22 protein-coding genes and 2 pseudogenes are annotated in these 25532 nt (G+C 63.4%); 11 read left to right on the top strand and 13 right to left on the bottom strand.

All coding sequences use genetic code 11. From position 1 onward, the window contains the following. The first annotated feature begins 34 nt into the window (after nucleotides 1-34). Both AC0L2A_RS28230 and AC0L2A_RS28225 read left to right on the top strand, forming a co-directional pair. Complete coding sequence (locus AC0L2A_RS28230; RefSeq protein WP_473611571.1) at nucleotides 35-835, top strand: 3-methyl-2-oxobutanoate hydroxymethyltransferase; 801 nt, start codon at nucleotides 35-37, stop codon at nucleotides 833-835. 433 nt (nucleotides 836-1268) lie between these two features. After that, complete coding sequence (locus tag AC0L2A_RS28225; RefSeq protein ID WP_473611569.1) at nucleotides 1269-2705, top strand: DHA2 family efflux MFS transporter permease subunit; 1437 nt, start codon at nucleotides 1269-1271, stop codon at nucleotides 2703-2705. Nucleotides 2706-2743: 38 nt separating this feature from the next. Here AC0L2A_RS28225 and AC0L2A_RS28220 read toward each other — a convergent pair whose 3' ends face one another. From AC0L2A_RS28220 to AC0L2A_RS28180, 9 genes are all read right to left on the bottom strand, one after another. After that, nucleotides 2744-3631 (bottom strand): amidohydrolase family protein, encoded by an 888-nt coding sequence (locus AC0L2A_RS28220; RefSeq protein ID WP_473611595.1) that lies wholly within the window; start codon nucleotides 3629-3631, stop codon nucleotides 2744-2746. Then, nucleotides 3631-4707, bottom strand: coding sequence for a vWA domain-containing protein (locus tag AC0L2A_RS28215; protein ID WP_473611594.1), 1077 nt, complete (start codon nucleotides 4705-4707; stop codon nucleotides 3631-3633). Before AC0L2A_RS28215 ends, AC0L2A_RS28220 begins: the two co-directional genes overlap by 1 nt. Nucleotides 4708-4760: 53 nt before the next feature. Further along, a complete protein-coding gene (locus AC0L2A_RS28210) occupies nucleotides 4761-5657 on the bottom strand; it encodes an AAA family ATPase (RefSeq protein ID WP_473611568.1) in 897 nt (298 codons plus the stop codon). A 9-nt stretch (nucleotides 5658-5666) separates the two neighbouring features. Continuing rightward, nucleotides 5667-6671: a xanthine dehydrogenase family protein molybdopterin-binding subunit gene (locus AC0L2A_RS28205; protein ID WP_473611566.1), complete on the bottom strand. Its 1005-nt coding sequence runs from the start codon at nucleotides 6669-6671 to the stop codon at nucleotides 5667-5669. A gap of 1 nt (nucleotide 6672) precedes the next feature. After that, entirely contained in the window at nucleotides 6673-8040 is a 1368-nt protein-coding gene (locus AC0L2A_RS28200) for a xanthine dehydrogenase family protein molybdopterin-binding subunit (protein WP_473611565.1), read from the bottom strand. A 14-nt stretch (nucleotides 8041-8054) separates the two neighbouring features. Then, entirely contained in the window at nucleotides 8055-8537 is a 483-nt protein-coding gene (locus tag AC0L2A_RS28195; RefSeq protein WP_473611564.1) for a (2Fe-2S)-binding protein, read from the bottom strand. A gap of 48 nt (nucleotides 8538-8585) precedes the next feature. Next, complete coding sequence (locus AC0L2A_RS28190; protein WP_473611562.1) at nucleotides 8586-9380, bottom strand: FAD binding domain-containing protein; 795 nt, start codon at nucleotides 9378-9380, stop codon at nucleotides 8586-8588. 31 nt (nucleotides 9381-9411) lie between these two features. Then, a complete protein-coding gene (locus AC0L2A_RS28185) occupies nucleotides 9412-9855 on the bottom strand; it encodes an SRPBCC family protein (protein ID WP_473611561.1) in 444 nt (147 codons plus the stop codon). Nucleotides 9856-9994: 139 nt separating this feature from the next. Next, nucleotides 9995-10822 carry an AraC family transcriptional regulator gene (locus AC0L2A_RS28180; protein WP_473611560.1) on the bottom strand — a complete coding sequence of 276 codons (828 nt, stop codon included), beginning with the start codon at nucleotides 10820-10822 and terminating at the stop codon, nucleotides 9995-9997. A 324-nt stretch (nucleotides 10823-11146) separates the two neighbouring features. Here AC0L2A_RS28180 and AC0L2A_RS28175 point away from each other — a divergent pair, with 324 nt between their 5' ends. Then, a complete protein-coding gene (locus tag AC0L2A_RS28175) occupies nucleotides 11147-11677 on the top strand; it encodes a GNAT family N-acetyltransferase (RefSeq protein ID WP_473611558.1) in 531 nt (176 codons plus the stop codon). A gap of 87 nt (nucleotides 11678-11764) precedes the next feature. Continuing rightward, a pseudogene (locus AC0L2A_RS28170) lies at nucleotides 11765-13617 on the top strand (ABC transporter ATP-binding protein). 114 nt (nucleotides 13618-13731) lie between these two features. On the opposite strand, the gene AC0L2A_RS28165 reads toward AC0L2A_RS28170, so the two are convergent. Both AC0L2A_RS28165 and AC0L2A_RS28160 read right to left on the bottom strand, forming a co-directional pair. Further along, nucleotides 13732-14730, bottom strand: coding sequence for an ABC transporter permease (locus tag AC0L2A_RS28165; protein ID WP_128175099.1), 999 nt, complete (start codon nucleotides 14728-14730; stop codon nucleotides 13732-13734). Between the two features lie 40 nt (nucleotides 14731-14770). Beyond that, the gene (locus tag AC0L2A_RS28160) at nucleotides 14771-15511 is read right to left on the bottom strand and encodes an ATP-binding cassette domain-containing protein (RefSeq protein ID WP_027154335.1); all 741 of its coding nucleotides are present in this window, start codon (nucleotides 15509-15511) and stop codon (nucleotides 14771-14773) included. Nucleotides 15512-15937: 426 nt separating this feature from the next. Here AC0L2A_RS28160 and AC0L2A_RS28155 point away from each other — a divergent pair, with 426 nt between their 5' ends. The 3 genes from AC0L2A_RS28155 to AC0L2A_RS28145 all read left to right on the top strand — a co-directional run bounded on the left by AC0L2A_RS28155 (nucleotide 15938) and on the right by AC0L2A_RS28145 (nucleotide 18388). Next, a complete protein-coding gene (locus AC0L2A_RS28155; RefSeq protein ID WP_473611557.1) occupies nucleotides 15938-16927 on the top strand; it encodes a sugar-binding protein in 990 nt (329 codons plus the stop codon). A gap of 135 nt (nucleotides 16928-17062) precedes the next feature. Then, entirely contained in the window at nucleotides 17063-17896 is an 834-nt protein-coding gene (locus AC0L2A_RS28150) for a FadR/GntR family transcriptional regulator (RefSeq protein ID WP_287223529.1), read from the top strand. Between the two features lie 183 nt (nucleotides 17897-18079). Beyond that, entirely contained in the window at nucleotides 18080-18388 is a 309-nt protein-coding gene (locus AC0L2A_RS28145; protein WP_473509248.1) for an EthD family reductase, read from the top strand. Nucleotides 18389-19317: 929 nt separating this feature from the next. Here AC0L2A_RS28145 and AC0L2A_RS28140 read toward each other — a convergent pair. Continuing rightward, the gene (locus AC0L2A_RS28140; protein ID WP_473611556.1) at nucleotides 19318-20349 is read right to left on the bottom strand and encodes a GlxA family transcriptional regulator; all 1032 of its coding nucleotides are present in this window, start codon (nucleotides 20347-20349) and stop codon (nucleotides 19318-19320) included. A gap of 86 nt (nucleotides 20350-20435) precedes the next feature. On the opposite strand from AC0L2A_RS28140, the gene AC0L2A_RS28135 reads away from it, so the two are divergent. Next, nucleotides 20436-21839 (top strand): FAD-binding oxidoreductase, encoded by a 1404-nt coding sequence (locus AC0L2A_RS28135; RefSeq protein WP_473611554.1) that lies wholly within the window; start codon nucleotides 20436-20438, stop codon nucleotides 21837-21839. A gap of 136 nt (nucleotides 21840-21975) precedes the next feature. Further along, nucleotides 21976-22296, top strand: a pseudogene (locus AC0L2A_RS28130) (FadR/GntR family transcriptional regulator); the annotation flags it as partial. 171 nt (nucleotides 22297-22467) lie between these two features. Here the strand turns inward: AC0L2A_RS28130 and AC0L2A_RS28125 are convergent. Continuing rightward, nucleotides 22468-23406: an NAD(P)-dependent oxidoreductase gene (locus tag AC0L2A_RS28125; RefSeq protein WP_473611553.1), complete on the bottom strand. Its 939-nt coding sequence runs from the start codon at nucleotides 23404-23406 to the stop codon at nucleotides 22468-22470. 154 nt (nucleotides 23407-23560) lie between these two features. Here AC0L2A_RS28125 and AC0L2A_RS28120 point away from each other — a divergent pair, with 154 nt between their 5' ends. Beyond that, the gene (locus AC0L2A_RS28120; RefSeq protein WP_473611552.1) at nucleotides 23561-24457 is read left to right on the top strand and encodes an NAD-dependent epimerase/dehydratase family protein; all 897 of its coding nucleotides are present in this window, start codon (nucleotides 23561-23563) and stop codon (nucleotides 24455-24457) included. Between the two features lie 102 nt (nucleotides 24458-24559). Continuing rightward, nucleotides 24560-25336, top strand: a complete 777-nt coding sequence (locus tag AC0L2A_RS28115; RefSeq protein ID WP_473611550.1) for a FadR/GntR family transcriptional regulator — start codon at nucleotides 24560-24562, stop codon at nucleotides 25334-25336. Nucleotides 25337-25532 lie beyond the last annotated feature (196 nt).

Raw genomic sequence — 25532 nt, 5'->3', positions numbered from 1 at the left:
GCCTTCCATTCACGTAACAAAGGGGACCAACTCGATGAGCCGGAAAAGACCGACGGTGGCAGACCTGCGCGCCATGAAGGGCAAGCGGCAATTGACCATGCTGCGGGTGCTGACGATGGACGAGGCCGAGGCCGCTGAACGAGCCGGGGTCGACATTGTCTCGGTGCCGCCGGAACTGTTGCTCGATCCGCAATATCGCGATGCCGCACCCAGCCTGTTCACCATGCCGGGCGACAATTTCTACGAGATCGGCACAGCCGACGATTTCATCCGCTGGGCGTTCCGGCTCTACAAGGCGAGCGCCGACGCGGTTTATTGCAGCGCCGGCTTTGCCACTGTCAAACGGCTGGCTGATGACAATATCCCGGTGATCGGCCATGTCGGCCTGATCCCGTCGCGCGCCACGTGGACCGGCGGCTTCAAGGCTGTCGGCAAGACCGCCGACAGCGCCATGCAGATTTTCGAGGCAGTCAAGCAATACGAAGCGGCAGGCGCGATCGGCGCCGAGATCGAAGTGGTGCCGGTCGAGGTGGCCAAGGCGATTTCGGAGCGAACCTCGCTGATCATGCTGTCGATGGGGGCCGGCACCGGCTGCGACGCGCAATATCTGTTCGCCGACGACATCCTTGGCCAGAACCGTGGCCACATGCCGCGCCATTCCAAGGTCTATCGCAATTTCGCCGCCGAATATGACCGCCTGCAGGCGGAACGCATCGCTGCTTTTTCCGAATATGTCGCCGACGTCAACAGCCTGGCTTATCCCGAAGACAAGCATGTGGTGCATATGGACCCGGATCAGCTCGGTCAGTTCATGGAGAAGATCGACGCCGGATGAGATGCTCCGGCCAGGACCTGCTGTGACCTTCTCCCCTTGTGGGGCCCGAAGGGCGGGCGAGGCCCGTGACTCGCCCCAGGTGGTGGATCGGCGCGTAGCGCCGAGACGGATGAGGGGTGCTGGAAGAAACGCGGCGAGAAAAAATTGAGGAATTTGAAGTGCTTACGGTTTCGTGGTAGCGATCCTTCCAGCACCCCTCATCCGACCTCGCTTCGCGAGGCCACCTTCTCCCACAAGGGGAGAAGGGGAGGTCAGCGCGTCACACCGGCCGATATAGCTTCTCCGCATAATAGGTCGCGATACGACACGAAAGTTTGTTGGGCCATGTCTGGACGTCGTCGCCCAAATGCTGTTCAAACCGGTGCGTCATCGATTTGCCGGACAATCGCCTGGTTCCCAGTGGCGCGGGAAAAACTTTCGTACAGTTTTGCGCATGACCGCCATTCCCGAAAACAAAGCCTTGCCCGAAACCGCGACGGCGGCGCGGCAGGCGCGGCGCGTGGCATTGATCGTCGCCGTCGCCTTCTTCATGCAGCTTCTGGATTCGACGATCATCTCGACATCGCTGCCGCAGATGGGAGAATCCTTCGGCGTGCCGGCAGTGGCGATGAGCATCGGCATCACCGTCTACATGCTGACCATGGCGGTGTTCGTGCCGCTGTCCGGCTGGCTCGCCGACCGCTTCGGCGCGCGCAACATCTTCCTCGTGGCGATCGCCCTGTTCACGCTGGCCTCGATCGCCTGCGGCATCTCGCAGAACCTGACCCAGTTCGTCGCCGCGCGTGCCGTGCAGGGCCTGTGCAGTGCGCTGATGACACCGGTCGGCCGCATCCTGGTGCTGCGCAACGCCTCGAAGTCCGAGCTTCTCAACGCCACCGCGCTGATCACATGGCCGGCGCTGTTTGCGCCGGTGATCGGGCCGGTGCTTGGCGGCTTCATCACCACCTATCTGTCCTGGCACTGGAATTTCTTCATCAACATTCCGCTCGGCGCGGCCGGCCTGGCGCTGGTCGCCCGCTTCATTCCCGGCGACCGCGCTTCCGAAACCAGGCCGCTCGACTGGCCGGGCTTCCTTGTGACCTCGGTCGGGCTCGCCTCGATGCTCTACGGCCTCGAGCGCATCGCCCATCCGCAAGACGGCGCATTGCCGACCGTGGCGCTGCTTGGCGCGGGCGTCCTGATCGGCTGGCTGGCCGTGCGGCACCTGGCGCGCGCCAAAAATCCGCTGCTCGACCTTGCTGCATTCAAGGTGCAGACTTTCGCCATATCGACGCTGTCGGCCGGCACCATTTTCCGGGTCTCCATCAACGCCACGCCGTTCCTGCTGCCGCTGCTGTTCCAGGTCGGATTCGGCCTGAGACCCGTCGATGCCGGCATGCTGATCCTGGCTTATTTCCTCGGCAATCTCGGCATGAAGACGGTGACGACGCCGACGCTGAAGCGCTTCGGTTTCCGTTCGGTGCTGGTCGTCAACGGGGTGATCGCATCGCTATCGATCATGGCCTGCGCGGCGATATCGCCGCAGACCCCGCAAGCGCTGGTGGCGGCGCTGATGCTGATTGCCGGACTGACGCGGTCGATGCAGTTCACCGCGCTCAACACGCTGGCCTTCTCCGATATCGCTTCGGCGCAGCGCAGCTCGGCGGCGACGCTGTCCAGCATGCTGCAGCAGGTGGCGATGCTGTTCGGCGTGGCGGTCGCCGCGGCGCTGCTCAACCTGTCGCAGATCGCCAGGGCCGGGGCGGCGCCCGACCTGGTCGACTTCCGCCTCGCCTTCCTGGCGATCGGCGCCATCGGGCTCGTGGCCTCGTTCCGCTTCCTGGCGCTGCCGCGGGCCGCCGGCGCCGAGGTTTCGGGCCATCGGGCGTGACCTTCTCCCACAAGGGTGTTTGGAAGGGGGGCAGCGCGTCACACCGGCCGATATACCTTTTCCGCTGTGTTCCAAAAAATGTCCGCCTCTGCCGCCGCACCATGCTTGGCCACCGCCTCCCGGTGCTTCTTGATCAGTTCGGCGTGGCTGGTCCACAGCTTTTCGATCGGGAAGTTGGAGCCGAACATCAGACGGTCGCTGCCGAGGATGTCGATTGCGTTGTCGACGATGTGGGCGATCAGCGCCGGGTCGTTGCGGTGGACGAAGGTGCCGAGGCCGGACAGCTTGGCGTAGAGGTTTGGCACCGCTGAAAGCGTGCGCAGGCCGGCCTTCCAGGCTTGCGTGGTTTGCTCCGACATGTCGGTCAGCATGCCGGCATGGGTGAGGATGAAATTGGTTTCAGGATTTTCGCCGACAAGCGTCAGCCCGTCCTTCATCTGGGCCGGGAAAAGCTGCAGGTCGAAGGACAGGCCATAGTCCTTCAGCCGCGCCACATTGGCCCGCACCTTCGGGTCGACGACCTGGTCGGCGGAGGCGGCAAAGCGGAAGGCCGGCGTTTCATGCCAGTGGAGCTGCATGCGCACGCCGCGCAGCAGGGGGTATTTGATCAGATGGTCGACCTGATGGCGCACATCGCCCACCGTCATGTCGGCATAGCCGACGATGGCATGCGGCCAACCGGTTTCGTTAGCCGTCGTCTGCAGGAAGGCGACTTCTTTCTCGAAATCCTCCTTGGCCCAGTTGGTCTGGACGTAGACCGCCTTCTCGACGCCAGAGCCTTGCTGGTCGGCGAGGAATTCCTCGATCGGGTAGTCGCGGCGGATCGGCTCGTAGGGCCCAAAAATGCGCGGCACCATCGGCCCGCGCAGCCAGGGCTGGTCCTCTCGGCGCCAGATGTGGAAATGCGCGTCTATCGCCTTCTGCATCATGAAACCCTTTTCCAGATTGCTGCTGCCGCCGGAGCGGGGCGGGCGAGCGACAGGATGAAATCGCTGAGACCCGAGATCGATGAGCCGTCGACGAGATCGTCGAGCACCGGCAGGATGGCGCGAAGTGCTGCCGTGGCCGGCTGAAAGCGCGGGTCGCCGGCCAGCGGCGTCGCCAGCGAAAGCCGGAAGGCGCGTGCGCTCAGCCGGCGCATCGCCATTTCCAGCTCGGCATGATCGCCGCGCTCCAGCGCATCCGACAGGATGATGACCGCCGCCCCGCGCGCGAATGCGGAAAAGCGCGGCACCGACAGGAAGGCGAGCAGCGTCGGTCCCATTCGGGTGCCGCCGTCCCAGTCGTCGACCAGTGCTGCCACCCGCGCCAGCGCCTGGTCGCGGTCGCGAATGCGCAGCGCCGCGGTGATGCGGGTCAGCCGCGTGCCGAAGGTGAAAATTTCGGCCCGGTCCGCGCCTTGCACCGCTTCATGCGCCAGCTTGAGATAGTCCGATGTGTAGAGCTTCATCGAGCCGGACACGTCGATCAGCAGCAAAAGCTTGCGCGGCACGGTCTGCCGGCGGCGCAGCAGCGGCGACGGTATATCGCCGTCGGCACTGACGATTTCGCGCAGTGAGCGGCGCAGATCGAGCTTGCCGCGCGCGTGCGTGCGCACAGTGCGGAAGGAGCGGCGGGCGGGCAGGGCGGTAGCGAGCTTGCGGCGGAAAGCGGCAAGCCCGTCGCCGTCGCGCTCGAAGACACGGGCGCTCAACTGTTCGGCGCCGGACGATAGCGCACCACCTTCCTCCTGGCGCGCCACCTCGTTGTCCTCGTCGCTGGCGCCGCCATCATCCTTGATGCGGGTTTCCTCGTCGGCCTCGCCCTCGACGAGGGCAGCCGTGTTGCCGTAGAAATAGCTTTGGAAATGCGCCTCGAATTCGTCGCGGCGGTCGGGCGGCGGCGCCAGCGTGGCAAGCGCCGCCTCATGGATGTCGGCCATTGAGCGGGGCCCGAGCAGCGTCACCGCCTGCATGAAGCCTGACACCTGCTCGGGCGCCACCGGAAAGCCGTAGCGGCGCAGCAGCCGGCCAAAGCCGAGCAAGGGTGCAGCCGCCCGGGGTAGGGCCGCGGGGCTCACGCCAATGCCTCCTCGACGATCCGGCCAAGCTCGGGGGCGATGTAGGACAGGTCCTCCTCGTCCTTGATCAGCACGCCGATGGCGCGGCGGAACGCTTCCGGCCACGGGCTGCCGCCCTTTTCGAGGATCGTCGCGGCGTTGGCCCATTCGACCGCTTCGGCGATGCCCGGCGGCTTGGCCAGCGGGCGGGCGCGGATGTCGCGCACGGCCATAGCCACGGCGCGCGCCGTGGCTATGGCGACGTCGCCGGCGCGCAGCATGATGATGGCGGCCTCGCGCTCGGCGTCGGGATAGGTAATCCAGTGGTAGACGCAGCGCCGCCGCAGCGCTTCCGCCAGTTCGCGGGTGCGGTTCGAGGTCAGCACGACGATCGGCTGCGTTTTGGCGTGGATGGTGCCGCGCTCGGGAATGCTGATCTGGAAGTCGGACAGGAACTCCAGCAGCAGCGCTTCGAATTCATGGTCGGAACGGTCGATCTCGTCGACCAGCAGCACGCGCTTTTCCGGCGCGTTCAGCACCTGCAGCAGCGGCCGTGCGATCAAAAAACGGTCGTCATAGATGTCGACCTCATGCTCGCCGGCGTGGCGGATGGCGAGCAACTGGCGCTGGTAGTTCCATTCGTAGAGCGCGTGTGCTGCGTCGATGCCTTCGTAGCATTGCAGCCGCACTAGGTCGCGCCCGAGCAGTTCGGCTATCGCCTTGGCCGCCTCGGTCTTGCCGACGCCCGGCGCGCCTTCGAGCAGCAGCGGCTTGCCCAGCCGGATCGCCAGGAAAATGGCGGTGGCCAGGCTTTCATCGGCCAGATAGCGCGAGGCGGCGAGGCGCGATGCCACCGCCTCCGGCGAGATCACGACAGTGTCGGCGCTTCTAGCCCGGGCGCTTCTTTTGGGCATTTCCAGCACTCAGTTCGAGGCTTGCGCCTTCAGCGCCCGCAGGATGCGTTCCGGCGTGATCGGCAGCGTGTCGATGCGCACGCCGACGGCGTCGAAGACCGCGTTGGCGACCGCCGGGATTTGCGGGTTGGCGCACATTTCGCCCGGCCCCTTGGCGCCAAAGGGTCCGTCGGCCGAGGGCCTCTCCAGCACGATGATCTCGGTTTGCGCAAGATCGCCTGGTCCCGGCATCAGATACTGGTTGAAGTCGGTGCCGCCATGGTCGCGGTCGGGGTAATAGGGTTCCGTCGTCTCGTAGAGCGCGTGGCTGATGCCCATCCACGAGCCGCCGACGAGCTGCTGCTCGACCATTTTCGGGTTCAGCGCGCGGCCGATCTCGAAGACATTCCTGACCGTCAGCACGGTGACCTCGCCGGTTTCGTCGTCGACCTCGACCTCGGCCACGGTGCAGGCGTGCGCATAGCAGGTCGACGGTTTCATCGCGCCGGTTTCTTTCTCGGGATAGGAGCGCGGGATCAAGAACATGCCGCGGCCGGAAATCGAGCGGCCGCGCTTGAAATGCGCCGACAGTGCGACATCGAAGATCGAGATCGATCTTTGCGGCGCGCCCTTGACCAGGATGTTGCCCTGGCCGTCGGTCTCGAGGTCCGAGGCGTTCACTTCCAGTTCCTCGGCCGCCACTTCCAGCATGACCTGGCGGGCTTCCCTGGCCGCCTGGATGACGGCGTTGCCGGCGCGATGTGTGCCGCGCGAGGCGAAGGTGCCCATGCAGTGCGGGCCGGTGTCGGTGTCGGCGGTGTCGACAACAACGCGGTCGGTCGGCACGCCGATCGTCTCGGCACAGATCTGCGCCATGATCTGCTTCATGCCCTGGCCGAGATCGACGCTCGACAGCGTTACCATGAAATTGCCGGTCGGCGTCGAATGGACCAGCGCCTGGGTCGGGTCGCCGCCGAGATTCATGCCTGTCGGATAGTTGATCGCGGCGACGCCGCGCCCGCGCCTGATCGCCATTTCAAGCTCCCTTCGCGTAGGACGACATCGCCATGAATTTTTCCGCCACCGGCCAGTTGGCGGCGCGCGAGGCTTCCTGCATGCACTCGATCAGAGCCGCGCCCTCGGTCGGCTGGCGGTGCGCCTTCATGTCGCCGTCGCGGTAGGCGTTGATGAAGCGGAATTCTAGCGGGTCCATGCCGATCAGCCGGGCGAGCTTGTCCATCTGCACCTCAAGCGCGAAATCGCCGATGGTGACGCCGAAGCCGCGCATGGCGGAGGAGGGAGTGCGGTTGGTGTAGACGCAGTAGGTGTCGATCCAGACATTCGGGATGGTGTAAGGGCCGGGATAGTGGCCGGCGCCCTTCTGCGCGCCATAGGGCGAATGGCGCGAATAGGCCCCGGCATCGGTGTAGCCGGTGACTTTTCTGGAGACGATGCGGCCATCCTTCATGACGCCGTCCTTGATGACGACCTTTTCGGCGGCGCGCGGCGAGGAAATCTGCATCTCCTCCTCGCGGCTGTAGATGAAGGAGACCGGCCGCCCGGTCAGCTTGGCGCCGAGGATGGCGATCGGCTCGACGATGACGTCGACCTTGCCGCCAAAGCCGCCGCCGACGGTGCCGCCGACGAAATGCAGTCTGTTGCCGGGCATCTGCAGGATGATCGAGGCGTTGTCGAGGGTGAAGAACATCGCCTGCGTATTGGTGTAGCAGGTGAAGCGGTCGTCGCCCTCCGGCGCGACGATGCAGCCGGTCGTCTCGGTAGGCGCGTGCTCGATCGGCGACGATTGATAGGTCTGTTCGAGCACGTGATCGGCGCCGGCGAAACCGGCCTCGACATCGCCGAAGCGCACCTTGCGGCATTCGCCGCTGTCGTAGAGGTAATAATTCCGGCCGTGATATTCGTTGACGACAGGCGCGCCGGGCTTCAGCGCTTCTTCCATGTCGAAGACGGCCGGCAGCACCTCGTAGTCGACCTTGACCTTGGCCGCCGCTTCCTGGGCGGCACGCTCGGTCTCGGCCAGCACCGCCACCACGGCTTCGCCCTTCCAGCGCACCTTGCCGTCGGCCAGCACCGTCTCGTCCTCCGGGCCGATCTGGATCAGGATCAGGATGGTGTAGACATTGTGCGGCACGTCCTTGGCGGTCAGGATTTTCACCACGCCCGGGTGCTTCTGCGCCTCTGAAGTGTCGATGCTGCGGATGCGGGCGTGATGATGCGGGCTGCGCACCATCTTCAGATGCAGCATGCCTGGAAAATTGCGGTCGGCGAAATAGGCGGTCTTGCCGGTGACGTGACCGGGCGAATCGGAGCGTGGCCGTGGCTGGCCGATCTCGTGCAGATCGTCCGTGCGCTGGTCGGCGAAATAGCTCTTGCGGAGTTCCATTTTTTCGACTCCCCTCAAGCTGCATTCTGCGAATTGGATCGCGCGGCGGTCAGCACCGCCTGGATGATCGGCTCGTAGCCGGTGCAGCGGCAGATATTGCCCGACAGCGCCTCGACCACCTCGTCGCGGCTGGGGTCCGGCGTGTGGTCGAGCAGAACCTTGGCGGCCATGATCATGCCCGGCGTGCAGAAGCCGCATTGCGTGGCGAAGGCGTCGAGGAAGGCGCGCTGCAAGGGATGCAGCACGCCGCCTTGCGAAAGCCCCGATGTCGTGGTGATCGCCGCACCGTTGCAGGTTTCGGCGAGTGTCAGGCAGGACAGCCGAAGCTCGCCGTCGATGATGACCGAGCAGGCGCCGCATGTGCCCTGATGGCAGCCGCCCTTTGGCGAGGTGTCGCCGATCTTGTAGCGCAGCGCATTGAGCAGCGTCGTGCCGCTGTCGATGAATTCGGCCTTCTCCGCGCCGTTGAGCATGAACTGAACCGGGATCTTTGCCATCTTTTACTCCTTGCGCCGCAGCCAGGCGGAGATGCGCGCCATCGGCTTTCAGGCGAGCAAAAGCCGGCCGAGATGGACCGGCAGGACTTCGTTGCGATACCAGGCACTGGCGATCGGATCGGTAATCGGCGAGGTGCCGTCGTTCGCGACGGCCAGCGCCGGCGCGATGCCGTCGCTCGTGAGTTTCCTGCCGAGCAGCGCCTTCTCCGCCGCCTTGGCGCGCATCGGCCGGTCGGCCATGCAGCCAAGCGCGATGTGCGCCGATGACACGGTTCCGTCCGGCGCTCGTTCCAGCACGGCGGCGATGCTTAGCACCGAGACGCCCTTCGGCTTGACCCGCGATACTTTCAGGAAGCGAAAGCCGCCTTCCAGTGGCAAGCTGAAGCCGACCGACGTGACTATGGAGTGATTGTCTTCGCGTTTTGCCAGGAAGGTTTCGATCGGCACCTCGCCGTCATCGGTGCCGACGGTTGCGCCCAGTGCCAGCAGCGCGACGGTGAAATCGCCATAGGGCGCCGGGGCGAAGAGATTGCCGCCGATGGTCGCCATGTTGCGGATCGCCGGGCCGCCGACGGCGCGCGCGGCGCGGGCAAGGGAAGACAGATCCGGGTGACGGGCGATCGCCGCCATGGTCACCGAAGCGCCGATGCGGACCTCCCTGCCGGAAACGGTGATGGCCGACAGCGCCGGTTCGGTCGACCTGATGAGGCCGGAGACCGAAACGTCGCCTTCATTGGCGGCGCGCACCACCAGCGTGCCGCCGCCGAGATAGCGGGTGCCGGCGGCTTTCAGCGCCGCGTTGGCGTCCTTGACCGTCGAGAAAGTCTGCAGTGCAAGCGCCATGGAACGCTCCTTTTTGTGAGCCCCGTTCAGCTCAATCCTGGCCGGCGAAATGGGTCTTCAGGGCGTTAAAGCCGCCCTGGAAGACATTGGCGCCCATGCCCTCGGCCAGCTTGTCGGCTTCCTCTGGAGCCGCGTCGAAGCTGGCGGTCCATTCGGCATAGGTGCGGTCGCCATCGGTCACCCGGCGCAGCTGCAGCGTCGCCTGGTGGTTGGTCAGCGGCTGCGGCGTCTCCAGGATGGAGTAGCTGACGAGGAAATTTTCGTCGGAGAAGTCGAGCAGCTTCTCGCGGATGCGGGCGCCGCTGGCGAGCTGAAAGTTGCGCACGCAGCCGATCGTGCCAGCGTCCTTGCCGTCCTCGATATGGCTTTCGACCATGCGCGGGTGCCAGTTCGGCAGCCCGTTGAAATCGCGTATGCGCGCCCAGACCTTTTCGACCGGTGCGTCGATGACGCTGGAGACGGTGACTTTCGCCATATGATGCTTCCCTTGCAGATAGCTGTGTCGCGAGGGTAGGGCGGCGAGCCCGGCAGCACTTATCAATGCGTCTTGAATGCCTATCAATAAGTCTGAAAAAAACCGGCAATCTGAAAAAAACGGGCAGTGTGAAAATGGCTCAGGAAATGGCCCGCGCCGCCTCGCGATAGAGTGTCGGGGGAACGCCGACATGGTCGCGGAAGAAACGCGAGAAATTTCCCTGCGTGGTGAAGCCGAGATTGCAGGCGACCGAGATCAGCGGTTCCTGCGACCACTGCAACTGCCGCACCGCTTCCTCCATGCGCAGCGTGTTCCAGTAGACATTGGGCGTCAGATTGGTCTGCTCCTTGAACAGCGCGAAGAAATGCGGCCGCGACAGGCCGACGCTGCGCGCCACCTCGTCGAAGCAGATGCGTTCGCAGACATTGGCCTTCATCAGCTGGATCGCCTTGCGGACACGGAAATCCTGCACGCCGTGGACGCGGGCGCGCGCCACTTGTGGCGCCGAGGCGTCGGCGGCGTCGAGCACGCTGTCGATGAAGCGCTCGATCTCGTAATTGGCGATGTCGTCGATGCTCTCATTGTCGCTGAGATGATCGAGAAGATTGGCTGCCGCCTTGTGCAGCCACGGCTCCAGCGTAATCGCCGGTGCCGAAAACAGCGGCGCGGTCGACGGCAGGTCGCGGCGCCGGCGCGCCCAGTCCGGATCGATGTAGAAGGCGAGGAACAGGCCGGACCGGCCGTCGCGGGACAAGGCGTGGCTGTGTGGCTGGAAGGAATTGATGCCGGCGGCGGTGCCGGGCCCAAGCCGAACCGTCTCGCGGCCGATGGTCATCTCGCCGGCCGTGCCTTCCAGCCAGATGATGATATGCGCCTCGACATGGGCATGGGTGACGAAGTCGCTGGCGACGTTCAGGACAGAAACATGTCCGAACCGGCCCCAGTAGAGCCTGATCGCTTCCGTCATGGGTATATCCTCCCGCAGGCGACTGGCCTCCCTTCGCCTGCAATCGGGATAGTGCGGCTCAGTCCGGGCCTGCGTCAAGGCGCATGTGCGCGCCTGGCGCCCGCCACGCGGCTTGCCGGCCGATTTTCAGACTGAGCGATAGCAACGACAACGAATTGCGCTTCTGTCGCCTGCCAACGTATTTACCTGCCGGAGCGGTTGTATCCATGGAGAATACAATGACTTGCCAGCCGCGCTGACCGGAATCGCTGGCTCACCCTCGCCGTCCGGCCATGGAGGTGGCGGCCAGCAGGGCAAAGCAGCACAAGAGATGAGGAGCTTTGAATGACACTGGACTTGGAAACCTCTCGCCTGCGCCTATCAAGGGTTCAACCTGAAGATTGGGAGCCCTATTATCCGATCTTCTCAGCCCCGGAGACATCGCGGTTTTCCGATTTTCCACGCAAGCCTACCGAGAAGCGGACAAGAGGGTTCGTGAACTGGATGGTTCGCGTTTCCCAGCAGTCCAAGGGATTCGGCTGGATGGTTCGTGATCGCGGTACAGGGGTCCTCTTGGGCTGTATCCGCCTGAATTCAATCGACAAGCCGGCGTCGCTGGCGATCATCGGTTACGAGTTCGGTAAGTCCTTCTGGCGGACAGGATACGCCACCGAAGCATTGATCGCTGTCACCATACACTGCCATGAGGCCATGAAGCTTTATCGGCTGGAGGCTTGGACAGTTGAGGGGAACCCGGCCTCGGATCGCGTGCTCACAAAAGCGGGGTATCGGCACGAGGGTACACAGCGAAAGAAAATGGTCATAGGCAAGCGGCGCTTCGATCGGCGGCTATTTGGACGACTGGCCGATGATTGAAGTGGGGAAACCGGACGTGAAATCGCAGTCGCATTCTGGTTAACTGAGTCCTCGCCCTCCTTCTTTCCTTTAGCGTCTGAGCGAGCCATGTCGATTTCCGATGCTATCTACGGTCCCTTCGAAAATTTGATCCGGCCACTCGATATTCCCTACCGGCCGCTGCCCTCCAAGGGGCCCGTAACCGTCCTTCTGCACTTCATCTCGATGTTCCGTGGCGTGCTGATCGCGCTCGCACTTTCGTCCATGACAATCGAGGCTATCAACCTGACCATCGTCTGGGGCTTTCGGTCATCGTCGATGGCGTATCGCAGAAGGGCGCATCCGCCTTCTTGCACAGCGAATGGCCACTCATGACTTTTCTCGGGCTCCTGATATTTCCGGCCATGCCAGTCGCCTCGTTCCTTCTAAACACACTCAATTCGCATACGCTCGGCGTCGGCATGCCGGCCGCTATCCAGTGGCAGGGTCACAAGGCGGTCGAGCGGCAGGATCTGGCGTTTTTCCACGACCTTTTTGCCGGACAGGTCGCATCGCGCCTGTCACAGGTAGCATCGGCCGTCCAGCAGCAGATCATCGCCGCCTTCCAGTCCATTCCGCGCTTCTTGTTGCAGATGGTCGGCTCAGTGGTTCTGCTCAGCGCGTTATCCTGGCAGCTCGCCCTGCCGGTCGTCGTCTGGATTGCGCTTAATGTGGCGCTCGCCATCAGGATGGCGCCGATATTCGTCGAACGCTCGCGCAGCACCGCCAAGCAGCGCAGCTTGGTGGCCGGCGCCATCACCGACCTCTACACCAATATGCAAATGATCAAGCAATTCGCGGCCGAAGACAGCGAGGCTGGCGCAATCCGTCGCATCATTCAGAAGACCATACAGACGCAGCACAGGGAGCAACGCATCTACCGCACGTCGGAACTGACTGTCGTGGCGCTTAACATGGCACTCTGGCTAGCGATGCTTTCGATTGGCTTTTCGGGCCTCGTCCACGCCTTTCTCACAGTCGGCGAGTTCGTCGGCGCGGTCTATATTCTGCAACGGCTGTCTGGTCACACCTTCACGTTCCTGCAGATGGGCCAGCAGATCTTTCAGGCAATCGGAACGATCAAAGACGCGATGCCCGTGATGACGACGCCGCCCACCATCACAGATCGGCCTGACGCGGCGAGCCTCACGGTCAATAGCGGCGAAATTCGTTTCCAAGACGTCTGCTTCGCATACAAGTCCGGGAAGCATGTCATCGATAATCTGTCGCTAACGGTTCGGCCCGGCGAGAAGGTGGGGCTGGTCGGCCTCTCCGGGGCCGGCAAGACTACGCTGGTGAGTCTGCTGCTACGCTTCTACGACATCAGGGACGGCGCGATCCTGATCGACGTGCAGGATATCCGTACGGTCACACAGACGAGCCTGCGACAGTCGGTCGGCGTCATCGCCCAGGACGTTTCGCTGCTGCACCGTTCGGTCGGCGACAATATCCGCTACGGCCGACCGGAGGCGACGCAGGACGAGATCGAACAGGCGGCGAAGACGGCAAGAGCCGATGCATTCATTGTCGATCTTGCCGACGGCGAAGGCCGCAAGGGCTATGACGCCTTCGTTGGGGATCGTGGCATTAAGCTCTCCGGCGGTCAGCGCCAGCGTATCGCCATCGCGCGCGTCTTGCTGAAGGACGCGCCGATCCTTGTGCTTGACGAAGCGACCTCCGCCCTGGACAGCGAATCCGAGGCGGTCATCCAAGAAAAACTCAATTTCGTGATGGAGGGGAAGACGGTGATTGCCATCGCACATCGCCTTTCGACCATTGCCAGAATGGACAGGATAGTCGTGCTCGACCGGGGCAGTATCGTGGAAGAAGGCAAACCGGACGAACTGGTCGAACAGGATGGCTTGTTTGCCCGCCTGTGGAAACGCCAGACAGGCGGCTTCATTCCCGAAGAATTAGCATAGCCTCGTCGGGTGACGAAACGTTTGCAAGGTCCCGAAAGCGCCATTCTGGCACTCAAGTGGCAGGGCAGCTATAACACCACAGCCGGAGAAGAGGTGAAATGACAGCTCCCTGTCTCACTCGTTGCGCCGGAAATTGCGGAGCCGGTCGAACAGGACCGCCATCAGAATGGCACCGCCGATGAACACCCCCTGCCAGAAGGCGTTGATGCCGAGCAGGCCGAGGCTGTTGCGGATCACTTCGATCAGCGCTGCGCCGACGACGGCGCCAAAGGCCGTGCCCATGCCGCCGGCCAGGTTGGCGCCGCCTATGACGGTGGCGGCGATGACCTGAAGCTCCATGCCGTTGCCGAGATTGGTGGTGACGGCGCCTAGCCAGCCGGTCTGGATGATGCCGGCAAGGCCCGCTGCCAGCGCCGAGATCATGTAGACCGCGACCTTGATCTGGCGCACCGGCACGCCGGTCAGCGTCGCCGCATGCTCGTTGCCGCCGATGGCGAAGATGTGCCGGCCGAATTTCGTCCAGCGCAGGACGAAGCCGGTGATCAGCGCCAGCACGATCATGTAGAGCACCGGATTGGCGATGCCGAACACAAAGGCGCCGCCGCCCAGCGCCAGAAGCTTGTCGTGGTCGGGCCCGAACTGGAAGACGACGGTGTTGTTGGAGGCGACCATGGCCAGGCTGCGCGCGATCGACAGCATGCCGAGCGTCACCACGAAGGGAGGAAACCCGAGATAGGCGATCAGGATGCCGTTGAAGGCGCCGATGATCAGCGCCGTCGCGATCGCAGCGGCAATGCCGACCTCGATGCCGTAGCCGGCATGCATGGTCACGGCGAGCACCATCGAACACAGGCAAAGCACCGAGCCGACCGACAGGTCGATGCCGCCGGTGATGATGACGAAGGTCATTCCGAGCGCGACGATGGCGACGAAGGTGATGTTGCGGGTGATGTTGTAGAGGTTCTTCGTCGTTGCGAAGGAATCGGTGGCGACGGACAGGAACAGGCAGGCGAGGATGACCGCGATCACCACCCAGAAGGTCTGGCTGGCAAACACCCTGGTCAGCAAAGTGTGCTGTTTCTGTGCGATCGTCTGGTCAAGAGTTACTGCCATCGTCGACCTTTATCTGCTTGCGTGGTGAAACCGGCTGGCATCAAACCTGTTCGATGGCGCCGGTGATGAGCCCGGTGACTTCCTCGGGCGAACTCGACGCGATCGTCTTGTCGGCGACCTTGCGGCCGCGTCGCATGACGATGACGCGGTCGGCAACGTCAAAGACGTCGGGCATGCGGTGGCTGATCAGCACGACGGCAATGCCCTGGTCGCGCAGATGGCGGATCAGGTTCAGCACCTCGGCGACCTGCCGGACCGAGATCGCCGCCGTCGGCTCGTCCATCAGCACGATCTTGGCCTGCGAAAGCATGGTGCGGGCGATCGCCACCGCCTGGCGCTGGCCGCCCGACATCTGCTTGACCAGATCGCGCGGGCGGGTTTCGGATTTCAGCACGGCAAAGATCTGGCCGGCGCGCTTGTACATCGCGGCGTAGTCGAGGATGCGAAACGGCCCGACGCCGCGGCGCAGCTCGCGGCCGAGATAGACATTGGCGGCGGCCGTCAGATTGTTGCACAACGCCAGATCCTGATGGACGATCTCGATGCCGTGCTGGCGCGCCTCCACCGGCTTGTGCAGGATCAGCTCCTTGCCGTCCATCTGCATCGTGCCATGGCTCGGGCGGAAATTGCCGGCGATCATCTTGACCAGCGTCGACTTGCCGGCGCCGTTGTCGCCCATCAGCCCGACCACCTGTCCGGCCTCGATCGACAGCGAAACGTCGTTGACGGCCTGGATGGCGCCGAAATGTTTTGAGATGTTGGCGAGTTCGAGAACCGGCACCAGTCTGCTTCCTCCGTGCTTTCGGCCTGCGATCCTGCCGCGGCCTCGCTCTTCCCAGCTCCTCCCGGGAACCGCGCTTTCGCCCATTTACGCATATGCCCCCTTGCCGTCAACAGCGGCTTCTTTCGAAAAATCCGTTTTGTAGGACAAATAGCAATTGACGTCCGTCGCAAGCCGATATTAGCTAGGCGTCGGAGGAGATTATGCCGATCTCCTGCCCCGGTTCGCCGGGGCTGAGCAGGCGGAGGTTTATCGGTCGAGGATCCGGCAGCGTCCCTATCGCGCTGGTCTGCAACCGCATCTGGAAATTCTTATCGGCCCGGCTTGACGACACGAGCGCTCGCGAAACGAACCTCTGTCATCGCGCATCCGGGCTGGTCTGTGTGGCGGGCACGCCGTGTCCGTCTGTTTCAAGGGAGGACTGAAATGAGGAAGTCACTATTGCTCGCTGCCGTCGCCATGCTGGCGCTGGGCGCCGGGCCGGCTTTGGCCAAGAAACAGCTCGTCATCGTGGTCAAGGGGCTCGACAATCCGTTCTTCGAGGCCATCAACCAGGGTTGCCAGAAATGGAACAAGGAAAACGCCGACTCGGAGTATGAGTGCTTCTACACCGGCCCGGCATCGACCTCGGACGAAGCCGGCGAAGCCCAGATCGTCCAGGACATGCTGAGCAAGCCGGACACGGTGGCGATGGCGATTTCGCCGTCCAACGCACCGCTGATCGCCCAGACGATCAAAAGCGCCAATCCGTCGATCCCGATCATGACGCTCGACGCCGACCTCAGCAAGGAAGATGCGGCGCTGCGCAAGACCTATCTCGGCACCGACAACTACCTGATGGGCTACAAGATCGGCGAGTACATCAAGAAGGGCAAGCCGGATGGTGGCAAGATCTGCACCATTGAAGGCAATCCGGCGGCTGACAACATCCTGCGCCGCGCCCAGGGCATGCGCGACGCGCTTTCAGGCCAGAAGGATCTCCCGGCGCTCAAGGGCGAGGGCGGCTGGACAGAGGTCGCCGGCTGCCCGGTGTTCACCAATGACGACGGCGCCAAGGGCGTGCAGGCGATGACCGATATCCTCGCCGCCAATCCCGACCTCGATGCCTTCGGCATCATGGGCGGCTGGCCGCTGTTCGGCGCGCCGCAGCCCTATCGCGACCTGTTCAAGCCGATGGCCGAAAAGATCGCCAAGAACGAGTTCGTCATCGGCGCTGCCGATACGATCGGCGACGAAGTGGCCATTGCCAAGGAGGGCCTGGTGACCGCGCTGGTCGGCCAGCGGCCGTTCGAGATGGGCTACAAGGCGCCCTCGGTGATGATCGACCTGGTCGAAGGCAAGCCTGTCGCCGATCCGGTCTTCACCGGTCTCGACGAGTGCACCAAGGATACGGTCGATACCTGCATCCAGAAGTAGGTTCGCAGTTTTCGGGGCGTCCGCTCGACGGACGCCCCGTCACGCCGGTTCACGAAAATCTACGAGGTGACGTGGCTGGGGCGAACCGCTCCTGCTTTGCCGCGCCTTGAGTTCAGCCGGTGCCGGGGAACATGGATGTCGGACGCCAGATCGAAAAAGCGACTTACCACGGTCAAGGCACGGGCTACGGTCAAGGCACGGGCCAAGGTCAAGGCACGGGCCAAGGTCAAGGCGCCGGTCGGCCGTCCGGCCGGCGCCCGCCGGACCGACGCGGCGCTGATCCCCGGATCGAGCGTGCATGCGTCGCTGGCCAACGAGATCGGCCTCAGGATCGTGCGCGGCGACTATCCGCCGGGAACCATCCTGCCCAACGAAGCCAAATGGTCCGAGACTTTCGACGTCAGCCGCTCGGCGGTGCGCGAAGCGATCAAGATGCTGATGGCCAAGAGCCTGCTGGCCTCACGCCCCAAGATCGGCAGCTGGGTCGAGCCGAAAGAGCGCTGGAACCTGCTCGATCGCGACGTGCTGGCCTGGTATGCGACGGCGCCAGATCGCGAAATGTTCCTGCGCACGGTCCAGGAGTTCCGTCACATCATCGAGCCGGAAGCCAGCGCCTTTGCGGCGATCCGGCGCAGCGACGAGCAGATGGCCGAGATCAGCCAGGCCTGCCGGGAGATGGGCGAGGCGGCGACGCTGCCGGAGCGCACCCGCGCCGATACGCGTTTTCACCTGGCCATCCTGCGCGCCTCGGGCAATGACCTCCTGGTGCCGCTCGGCGTGCTGATCGAATCGGCGCTCGATCATCTCTTCGTTTTCGTCACGCGCGAAACCAGCGACCAGCCTCGGGCGCAGGCGCTGCATGAGGCGATCGAGAAGAACATCCGCCTCCGGCGGCCGGCGGCAGCCCGCACCGCGGTGCACCGACTGCTCGCCAACACCGACGAGGTTATCGGGCGGTCGCGGCGGTAAGGTCAAACGCAATCAGCTCTGAACGGCCAGGGAGCGGCGACTTGGAAGACTCACGTCGGGCCTGAAACCCCATATGCTTCGTTGACCTCCTCAGAGCGAGGAACGAACCCATTTGCCAGCACTCTTGCTGAGGAGTATCCTTTTGCGCAAAGCTGGCGGTGAGTGTCGGTTGAAAGGGGGAGCATGGCCAGACTTGTCGCACTCTACAAGACTCCGAAAGACGTGGCCGCCTTCGACCGTTACTATGTTTCGACCCACATTCCTCTGGCCAAAGCCATTCCCGGCTTGAGGAAATACGAAATCAGCGATGGCGGCGTCCATTCGCCGGGTGGGACCTCAGGCTATCATCTTGTTGCTACGCTCTACTTCGATTCCGTTGCGGATATTCAAGCGGCCTTAGCGTCCCCCGAGGGTCGGGCCACGGCGGCTGATCTTGGCAATTTTGCAGATGGCGGAGTGGAGCTAATGCTCTTTGAGACTAGCGAAGTCTGAACCTCGCACAATCCGACCCCATCGGCCATGTCGTGAAGGAGGGCGATGGCTTTCGCTGGCTGCCGGCGGACTGGGTCTGGGATAGAGAAACCTGACCTGTCTGCGTTTCCTGGGCGATCTGCTGTCGGCAGATGTCACGCCTAAACGCCGACTGACACGGATCGCGGTTCTCAACGACGTCCCGTGGAAAAGCCACTGTCACCAACCGATCCGCCATCAAGTGGCCGTCAAGGCGGGACTGGAAATCCGCTGGGGCGCGTGAGCCATCGTAGAGGGCTTCTGAAGCATTGATGGCGTTTTCCGAGCGCCCACTTGGTGCATTAGATGTCGGATGTCATCTGCAGTATGACCGTAGATTGCCATGACCGTCAGGATGATCGGCTCGCTCAGGAGATCGTCAAGCGTAGGTTCACGCTCTTGCGTCATGGGTCGCCTCAAAGTTCTTGTTTATTCCCGCACCTTCTGCTCGAACGATGACAGTGAGACGGCGTTCGGGAAACTCCTCAAAAAGAGGTAGTCTGCATCGTCATCGTCGACGACCGATATGGGTGCAGGTTGCCGCCATCAACTTAGTGAGCGGCTGTCTTGCTTTCCTGCCGCGCCCAGTAAAGCGAATACAGAAGCTGATTTGCCGCGCTGTGCCTCTCCTGGTGGGCGGCGGCTCAAGCCACTCTTTCCATGTTCGGCACCCGCGCTTTTTATCTGCTTGCTAGCTGGAGGAGCTGAGGAGAACCGAACCTCTGACCTCGTCATTGCGAATGTCGAGTACGCGATTGCTTGCGGACATTACCCGGTGCTGCCGCAACTTCCGCTTCTGTGAAGGGTTGCGGATGCCGGCAATGTCGGCTTACGAGAAATGGCAAAGCTGGCCTCTATGGCCGACATCGCGGCGCAGAGCGGAATATGGGCATCGCGCCGCGACTGTACATTTAATCGCGGCTCAGCGCTCGCCGGAGAGCACTGAAACGAATGCGATATTGCTGGGGCGTCAGTCCGATCTTGCGCCGGAACAGGCGCCCGAAAAAACTCGCATCCTCATAGCCCACTTCATTGGCCACCGCCTCGACCTGCAGGTCGCCCATCTCGAGTAGTTCCTTGGCCGCTTCGAGCCTGAGCGCGTGGATGTAGTCGATTGCCTTCATGTCCGTGGCCCTTGCGAAGCGGCGCACAAAGGAGCGCTCGGAAAGGCCTGACAGCTTGGTCATGGCGGCGACGGGCGAGGGCGTCCGGTAGTTGAGCTCCGCCCATTTCTGGCAGCGGTTGATCACCGCGTCGTCGGTCTGGCGGAAACGCATCAGCGCGGCGAAGGGCTGCTGGCCCATGTCGTGCCACTGCAGCATGTAGACCTTGGCGACCTCCATCGCCTCCTTGAGGCCGACGAAGCGCGCGATGAGATAGAGGGCGAGATCCTGCCAGCTCGAGCCGCCCCCGGCCATGACGATGCGCTGGGCCTCGCCGCTCAGCACCAGCGACTGGCCCGGCTTCACCTGCACGCCGGGATAGTTGTTCGTGAGTGTCTCGACATAGCCCCAATGGATTGTGGCCTCGCGATTTTCCAGCAACCCGGCTTCGCCGAGCAGGACCGCGCCGGAACAGGCGCTGGCCAACATGGCGCCGTCCGCATGCGCCTGCCGCAGCCAGCCGGCCTCGGCATCATACTGCCCGGCGACGCTTTCGCCCGGATTGACGAAGAAATCGGGGATGCAGACGATGTCGGGTCGCGGGCAGTCGGAAAGCGCGTGGTCCGGGCGTACCCAGACGCCGTTTGCGGCGCGAAACGCGCTGCCGTCCCCAGCAACCACATAGGGCCGCATGCGCGGCGTGCCCGCCGCACCGCTGGTGATGAACAGGAAATCCCTGCCGGGCGAGGAAAACAGGTCGAACATGCCGTAGATCGTGGAGGCGGTAGCCTCCGGAACGGCAAGGATCGCCACATTCAATGGGCCGGTCTGTTCAACCATGACAGAAATGACCACCTTCCAGCACTTTTGACTTTAGCGGTCGTGCCGGTGCTGCGCTAGCGTGCGTGAAACGAGGAGACCGCCACATGGCCACCGCCGCCACCCTTGCACCATCGAGCATCGAAAGCTTCCGTTCAGCGATGCGTGGCGACGTGCTGGAGCCGTCTAGCCCGTCCTACGATGCGACGCGGGTCGTCTGGAACGGCATGATCGACCGCCGTCCCGCCGTCATCGCGCGCTGCCGGAATGCTGCCGATGTCGCGGCATCGGTGAATTTCGCGCGCGAAGAGCGGCTGGCGATCGCGATCCGCTCGGGCGGCCATAATGTCGCAGGCTATGCCGTCTGCGACGGCGGCCTGATGATCGACATGTCGCTGATGAATGGCGTGCGGGTCGCCGGCCTTGATCGTGCTTTCGTAGAGGGCGGCGCTACGTGGGCCGATGTCGATGCGGCCACCACCCCGCTTGGCCGCGCCACCCCGGGTGGCCTGATCTCGGCGACCGGCGTCGCCGGCCTGACACTCTCAGGAGGCATCGGCTGGCTGCGCGGCAGCCACGGCCTCAGCATCGACAATCTGCTGGCCGCCGATCTGGTGACCGCCGATGGACGCCTCATCCATGTCGATGCGACGCAGAACCCGGATCTCTTCTGGGCGTTGCGCGGCGGCGGCGGCAATTTCGGCGTGGTGACGAGCTTCGAGTTCAAGCTGCACCCGATCGAACCGGAGCTGATGTTCTGCGGTCCTGCCTATCCGGAAGAGCGCGCCAACGAGATCATTCCGCTTTGGCGCGACTTCATGCAAACCGCCCCCGACCGCCTGAGCGGGCTGGCCGAGTTCTCCACCATTCCGGAGGATCCCTCCGTTCCCGAACACGCCTGGGGCCGCCGCGTCCTGGCGCTTGCGCATGTCTATGACGGACCGGCGGACGAGGGCGAGCGCGTCGCGGCTCCGCTGCGCAGCTTTGGCGGATCGCTCGTCGATTTCAGCGGCCGCATGCCGTATCGCACCATCCAGTCGCTCTATGACGGCCTGTTCCCGAAAGGCCGCGACCGCTGCTACTGGAAATCCACCTACCTCTCGCGCCTCGATGACGAGGTCATCGGGGAGATCACCGCGCGGATGGCGAAGCGGCCCTCCGAAATGACCTTTGCCTCGATCTGGAAGTTCGGCGGTTTCGTCCAGCGCGTCGCAGCCGATGCGACTGCCTTCGGCGACCGCTCCATGCCCTTCATGCTCAGCCTTGACGCCATCTGGCCAGGCACTGACGATGACGATGCGAACATCGGCTGGGTTCGCAGCTTCTGGCAGGACATGCAGCGCTACTCGACCGGCCGCCTCTACCTGAACTTCCCAGGCCATGGCGAAGGTGCGGATCTCGTGCGCGACGCCTTCGGAGCCGAGGTCTACGCGCGGCTCGCCAAGATCAAGCACAGATACGATCCGGACAATCTGTTCCGCCTCAACCAGAACATCCTGCCAATGCTCTGACGCACAATCCAAATCGGGCGTACGGTTGCGACTCTCGTCTCGATCGTGATGGCTTTGATCGCGCTGAGTCGCGAGCGACGCCCAGTGTGGTCGCCGCGATGTGTGCTTTCAATCAGTGGCAAATCTGTCCGCAACGGCCGAGATCGGCCAGGCCTGCCGGGAGATGGGCGAGGCGGCGACGCTGCCGGAGCGCACCCGCGCCGACACGCGTTTTCACCTGGCTATCCTGCGCGCCTCGGGCAACGACCTGCTGGTGCCGCTGGGCGTGCTGATCGAATCGGCGCTCGATCATCTCTTCGTTTTCGTCACGCGCGAAACCAGCGACCAGCCTCGGGCACAGGCGCTGCATGAGGCGATCGAGAAGAACATCCGCCTCCGGCGGCCGGCGGCTGCAAGAAGTGCCGTGCACAGGCTGCTCGCCAATACCGACGAGGTTATCGGCCGGTCGCGGCGGTGATTCATACGCCTTTCCTTCTCCTTGTGGGAGAAGGTGGATTGGCGCGTAGCGCCAAGACGGTTGAGGGGTATTGGAAGAAATGAGGCGTTGGCGTTCCCTGGAACACCCCTCATCCGACCTCGCTTCGCCAGGCCACCTTCTCCCACAAGGGGAGAAGGGACGGCGATCGCCTCAGATCGTCTGTTTCTTCCCATCCTTCGTCGGCGTCAAATCGACGCCGTTGACCTTGCCGATATGTGTCGCCAGCATCGGCACATATTGATCGGCGGGCCCAGCGGCGAATGCGCCGGCGAAAGCGTTCTTGGTGGCATTGCCGAGCGGGTTGGCGATGCCGGCGGCACCGGCCATCGATTCGAGATAGGTGAGGTCCTTGAAGGCGTTGGCGATGGTGAATTTGTGCGCGTCGCGGTCGCCTTCCAGGGTCCAGCGCATGAAGGTCTGGTAGAAGCCGCAATCCATGCGGCCGTTGCGGATGACGCTGTCGAAGCGCGGCGGCGAGATGCCGACCTTTTCGGCCAGCGCCAGCGCCTCGGAATAGATCGCCGCATAGCCCAGCGAGATGAAATTATTGAGCAGCTTCATACGGTGGCCGTCGCCGGTGTCACCGATATGGACGATACGTCCGGCCCAGGTGTCGAGCACTGGCTTCAGCCGGGCAAAGACCGCGTCGGATGCACCGACCATGGCGTCGAGCGTGCCTTCCCAGGCCTCCTTCGGGGTGCGGCTGAGCGGGGCATCGACATAGTCGACGCCGATCGCCTTGAGTTCGGCGGCAAGCGCCACCGTCGAGGTCGGGTCGGAGGTCGAGCAATCGACGATCACCGAACCCTTGTTCAGGCCCTCCTTGAGGCCGCCCGGCCCGCGGATGATGGCCTCGACCTCGCGCGAGCCGGTGACGCAGATAAAGACGATATCGGATGCCGCTGCCACCTCGCGCGAGGTCGCGGCTTCCTTCGCACCGCGGCCAAGCAGGTCTTGCGCCGGCGCGCGGTTCTTGCGGCCGAGAAACGTCAGGGAATAGCCCTTGTCGACGATGTTCTTGGCGATCCCATGTCCCATCAGGCCAAGGCCGATGAAGCCGATCTTTTCGCTCGCGGCGGTGGTGTTCATGTCGTGTAATCCTGTGTTGCGGTCTCGATGGCAGCGCCGCACTTCGGCAGGCGAATTGTTGAAGCGGGTTTTTGCCGCAAGCGGTTGGCAGATGATTGCAGAGTTCGATATTGTCTGACAATACACATGAATCCTGGAGAATGTGGAGAGCAAAATGACGAAGCGGATCATGTTCACCGGCGGCAGCGGCAAGGCCGGGCGTCATGTCGTGCAGTATCTGGTCGAGCAGGGCTGCCAGGTGCTCAACATCGATACCAAGCCGCTCGACAACCCCAAGGTGCGCACCTTGATCACCGATATCACCGACAGCGGGCAGGTGTTCAATGCGCTATCGAGCTATATGGGCCTGCATGAATTCGACCCGTCGCTGCGCGCGCAGCCGGTCGACGCCGTGGTGCACTTCGCGGCGATCCCGCGCATCATGATCACGCCCGACAACGAGGTGTTCCGCATCAACGCGCTCGGCACCTACAATGTCATCGAGGCGGCGGTGAAACTCGGCATCCGCAAGGTGGTGATCGCCTCCAGCGAGACGACCTATGGGCTGGTTTTCGCCAACGAGCCGCGCGACCCGACACATTTCCCGCTCGACGAGGACTATGACGTCGATCCAATGGACAGTTATGCGCTGTCGAAGATCGTCAACGAGAAGACGGCGCGCGCCTTCGCGCTGCGCAGCGGCATCGACATCTACGCCTTGCGCATCGGCAACGTCATCGAGCCGCATGAATATTCGCTGTTCCCGAAATGGTTCGCCGATCCAGGTTTCCGCAAGCGGATCGCCTGGAGCTATATCGACGCGCGCGACCTCGGCCAGATCACGCTGCGCGCCATCGAGACGGACGGGCTCGGCTATCAGGTGTTCAACGCCGCCAATGACGACACCTCGTCCGACCTGCCGACGGCCGAACTGTTGAAGCGGTTTTATCCCGGCGTGCCGGTCAAGGTTGAGCTCGGCGAATACGAGACGCTGCTTTCGAACCGCAAGGCGCGGGATATGCTCGGCTTCCGCCCGGAACACAGCTGGCGGAAATACGTCAGGACGGCGTGACGAGGCCGACGCATCCCGGCTGATCTGTGCACAGAAGCAGGCTTTGCCGCCCGAGGCTGTTGCGGTGCTTGACAGCTTTCGGAATCCGGACTTTGTGAACGCATGCGGGACGGCAAGCCGAATAAGCCAAAAACACCGGCCAGGGCGGCGTCGGCCGAGCACCCGGCTGTCGTTCGCCGTGCCGATACGGCGCGTATGCCTGGGGCGAGCGTGCATGCGTCGCTGGCCAACGAAATCGGTCTCAGGATCGTGCGCGGCGACTATCCGCCGGGAACCATCCTGCCCAATGAGGCCAAATGGTCCGAGACTTTCGACGTCAGCCGCTCGGCGGTGCGCGAAGCGATCAAAATGCTGATGGCCAAGAGCCTTTTGGCGTCGCGTCCAAAGATCGGCAGCTGGGTCGAGCCGAAAGAGCGCTGGAACCTGCTCGACCGCGACGTGCTGGCCTGGTACGCGACCTCGCCCGACCGCGAGGTGTTCCTGAAGACGGTGCAGGAGTTCCGCCACATCATCGAGCCGGAAGCGACCGCCTTTGCCGCGATGCGGCGCACAGACGAGCAGATGGCCGAGATCAGCCGGGCCTGCCGGGAGATGGGCGCGGCGGCGACGCTGCAGGAGCGCACGCGCGCCGATACGCGTTTTCATCTGGCGATCCTGCGCGCCTCCGGCAACGACCTCCTGGTGCCGCTCGGCGTGCTGATCGAATCGGCGTTCGATCATCTGTTCGCCTATACGACGCGGGAACTGGACGATCTGCAGCACGCGCAGAAGCTGCACGAGGCGATCGAAAGGAACATCCGCCTGCAGCGGCCGGATGCGGCACGCAACGCGGTGCGCAAGCTGTTGGCCAATACAGATAGCGTCATCAAGTCGCGCTGAAAAAGCGCGCCGGACCACTGCAGCGCTTCATCTCGAGCTTTCTCCGCCGTTCGCAATCTCGCCGTTCGCAATCTGGCCGTCCGCGATCGCCGCCGGGCCACAGCCGCCAATCTCCAAGATTTGAGATTAGCCGCAGGGTCCCATGCCTTCGTCATCCTGGGGCGAAGCAAGGAGCGAAGCGACGCCGCGCAGACCC

The organism is Mesorhizobium sp. WSM4844, assembly GCF_055811775.1.
Note: the sequence above shows the minus strand (reverse complement) of the source record. Positions and strands in the feature narration are given on the sequence as shown.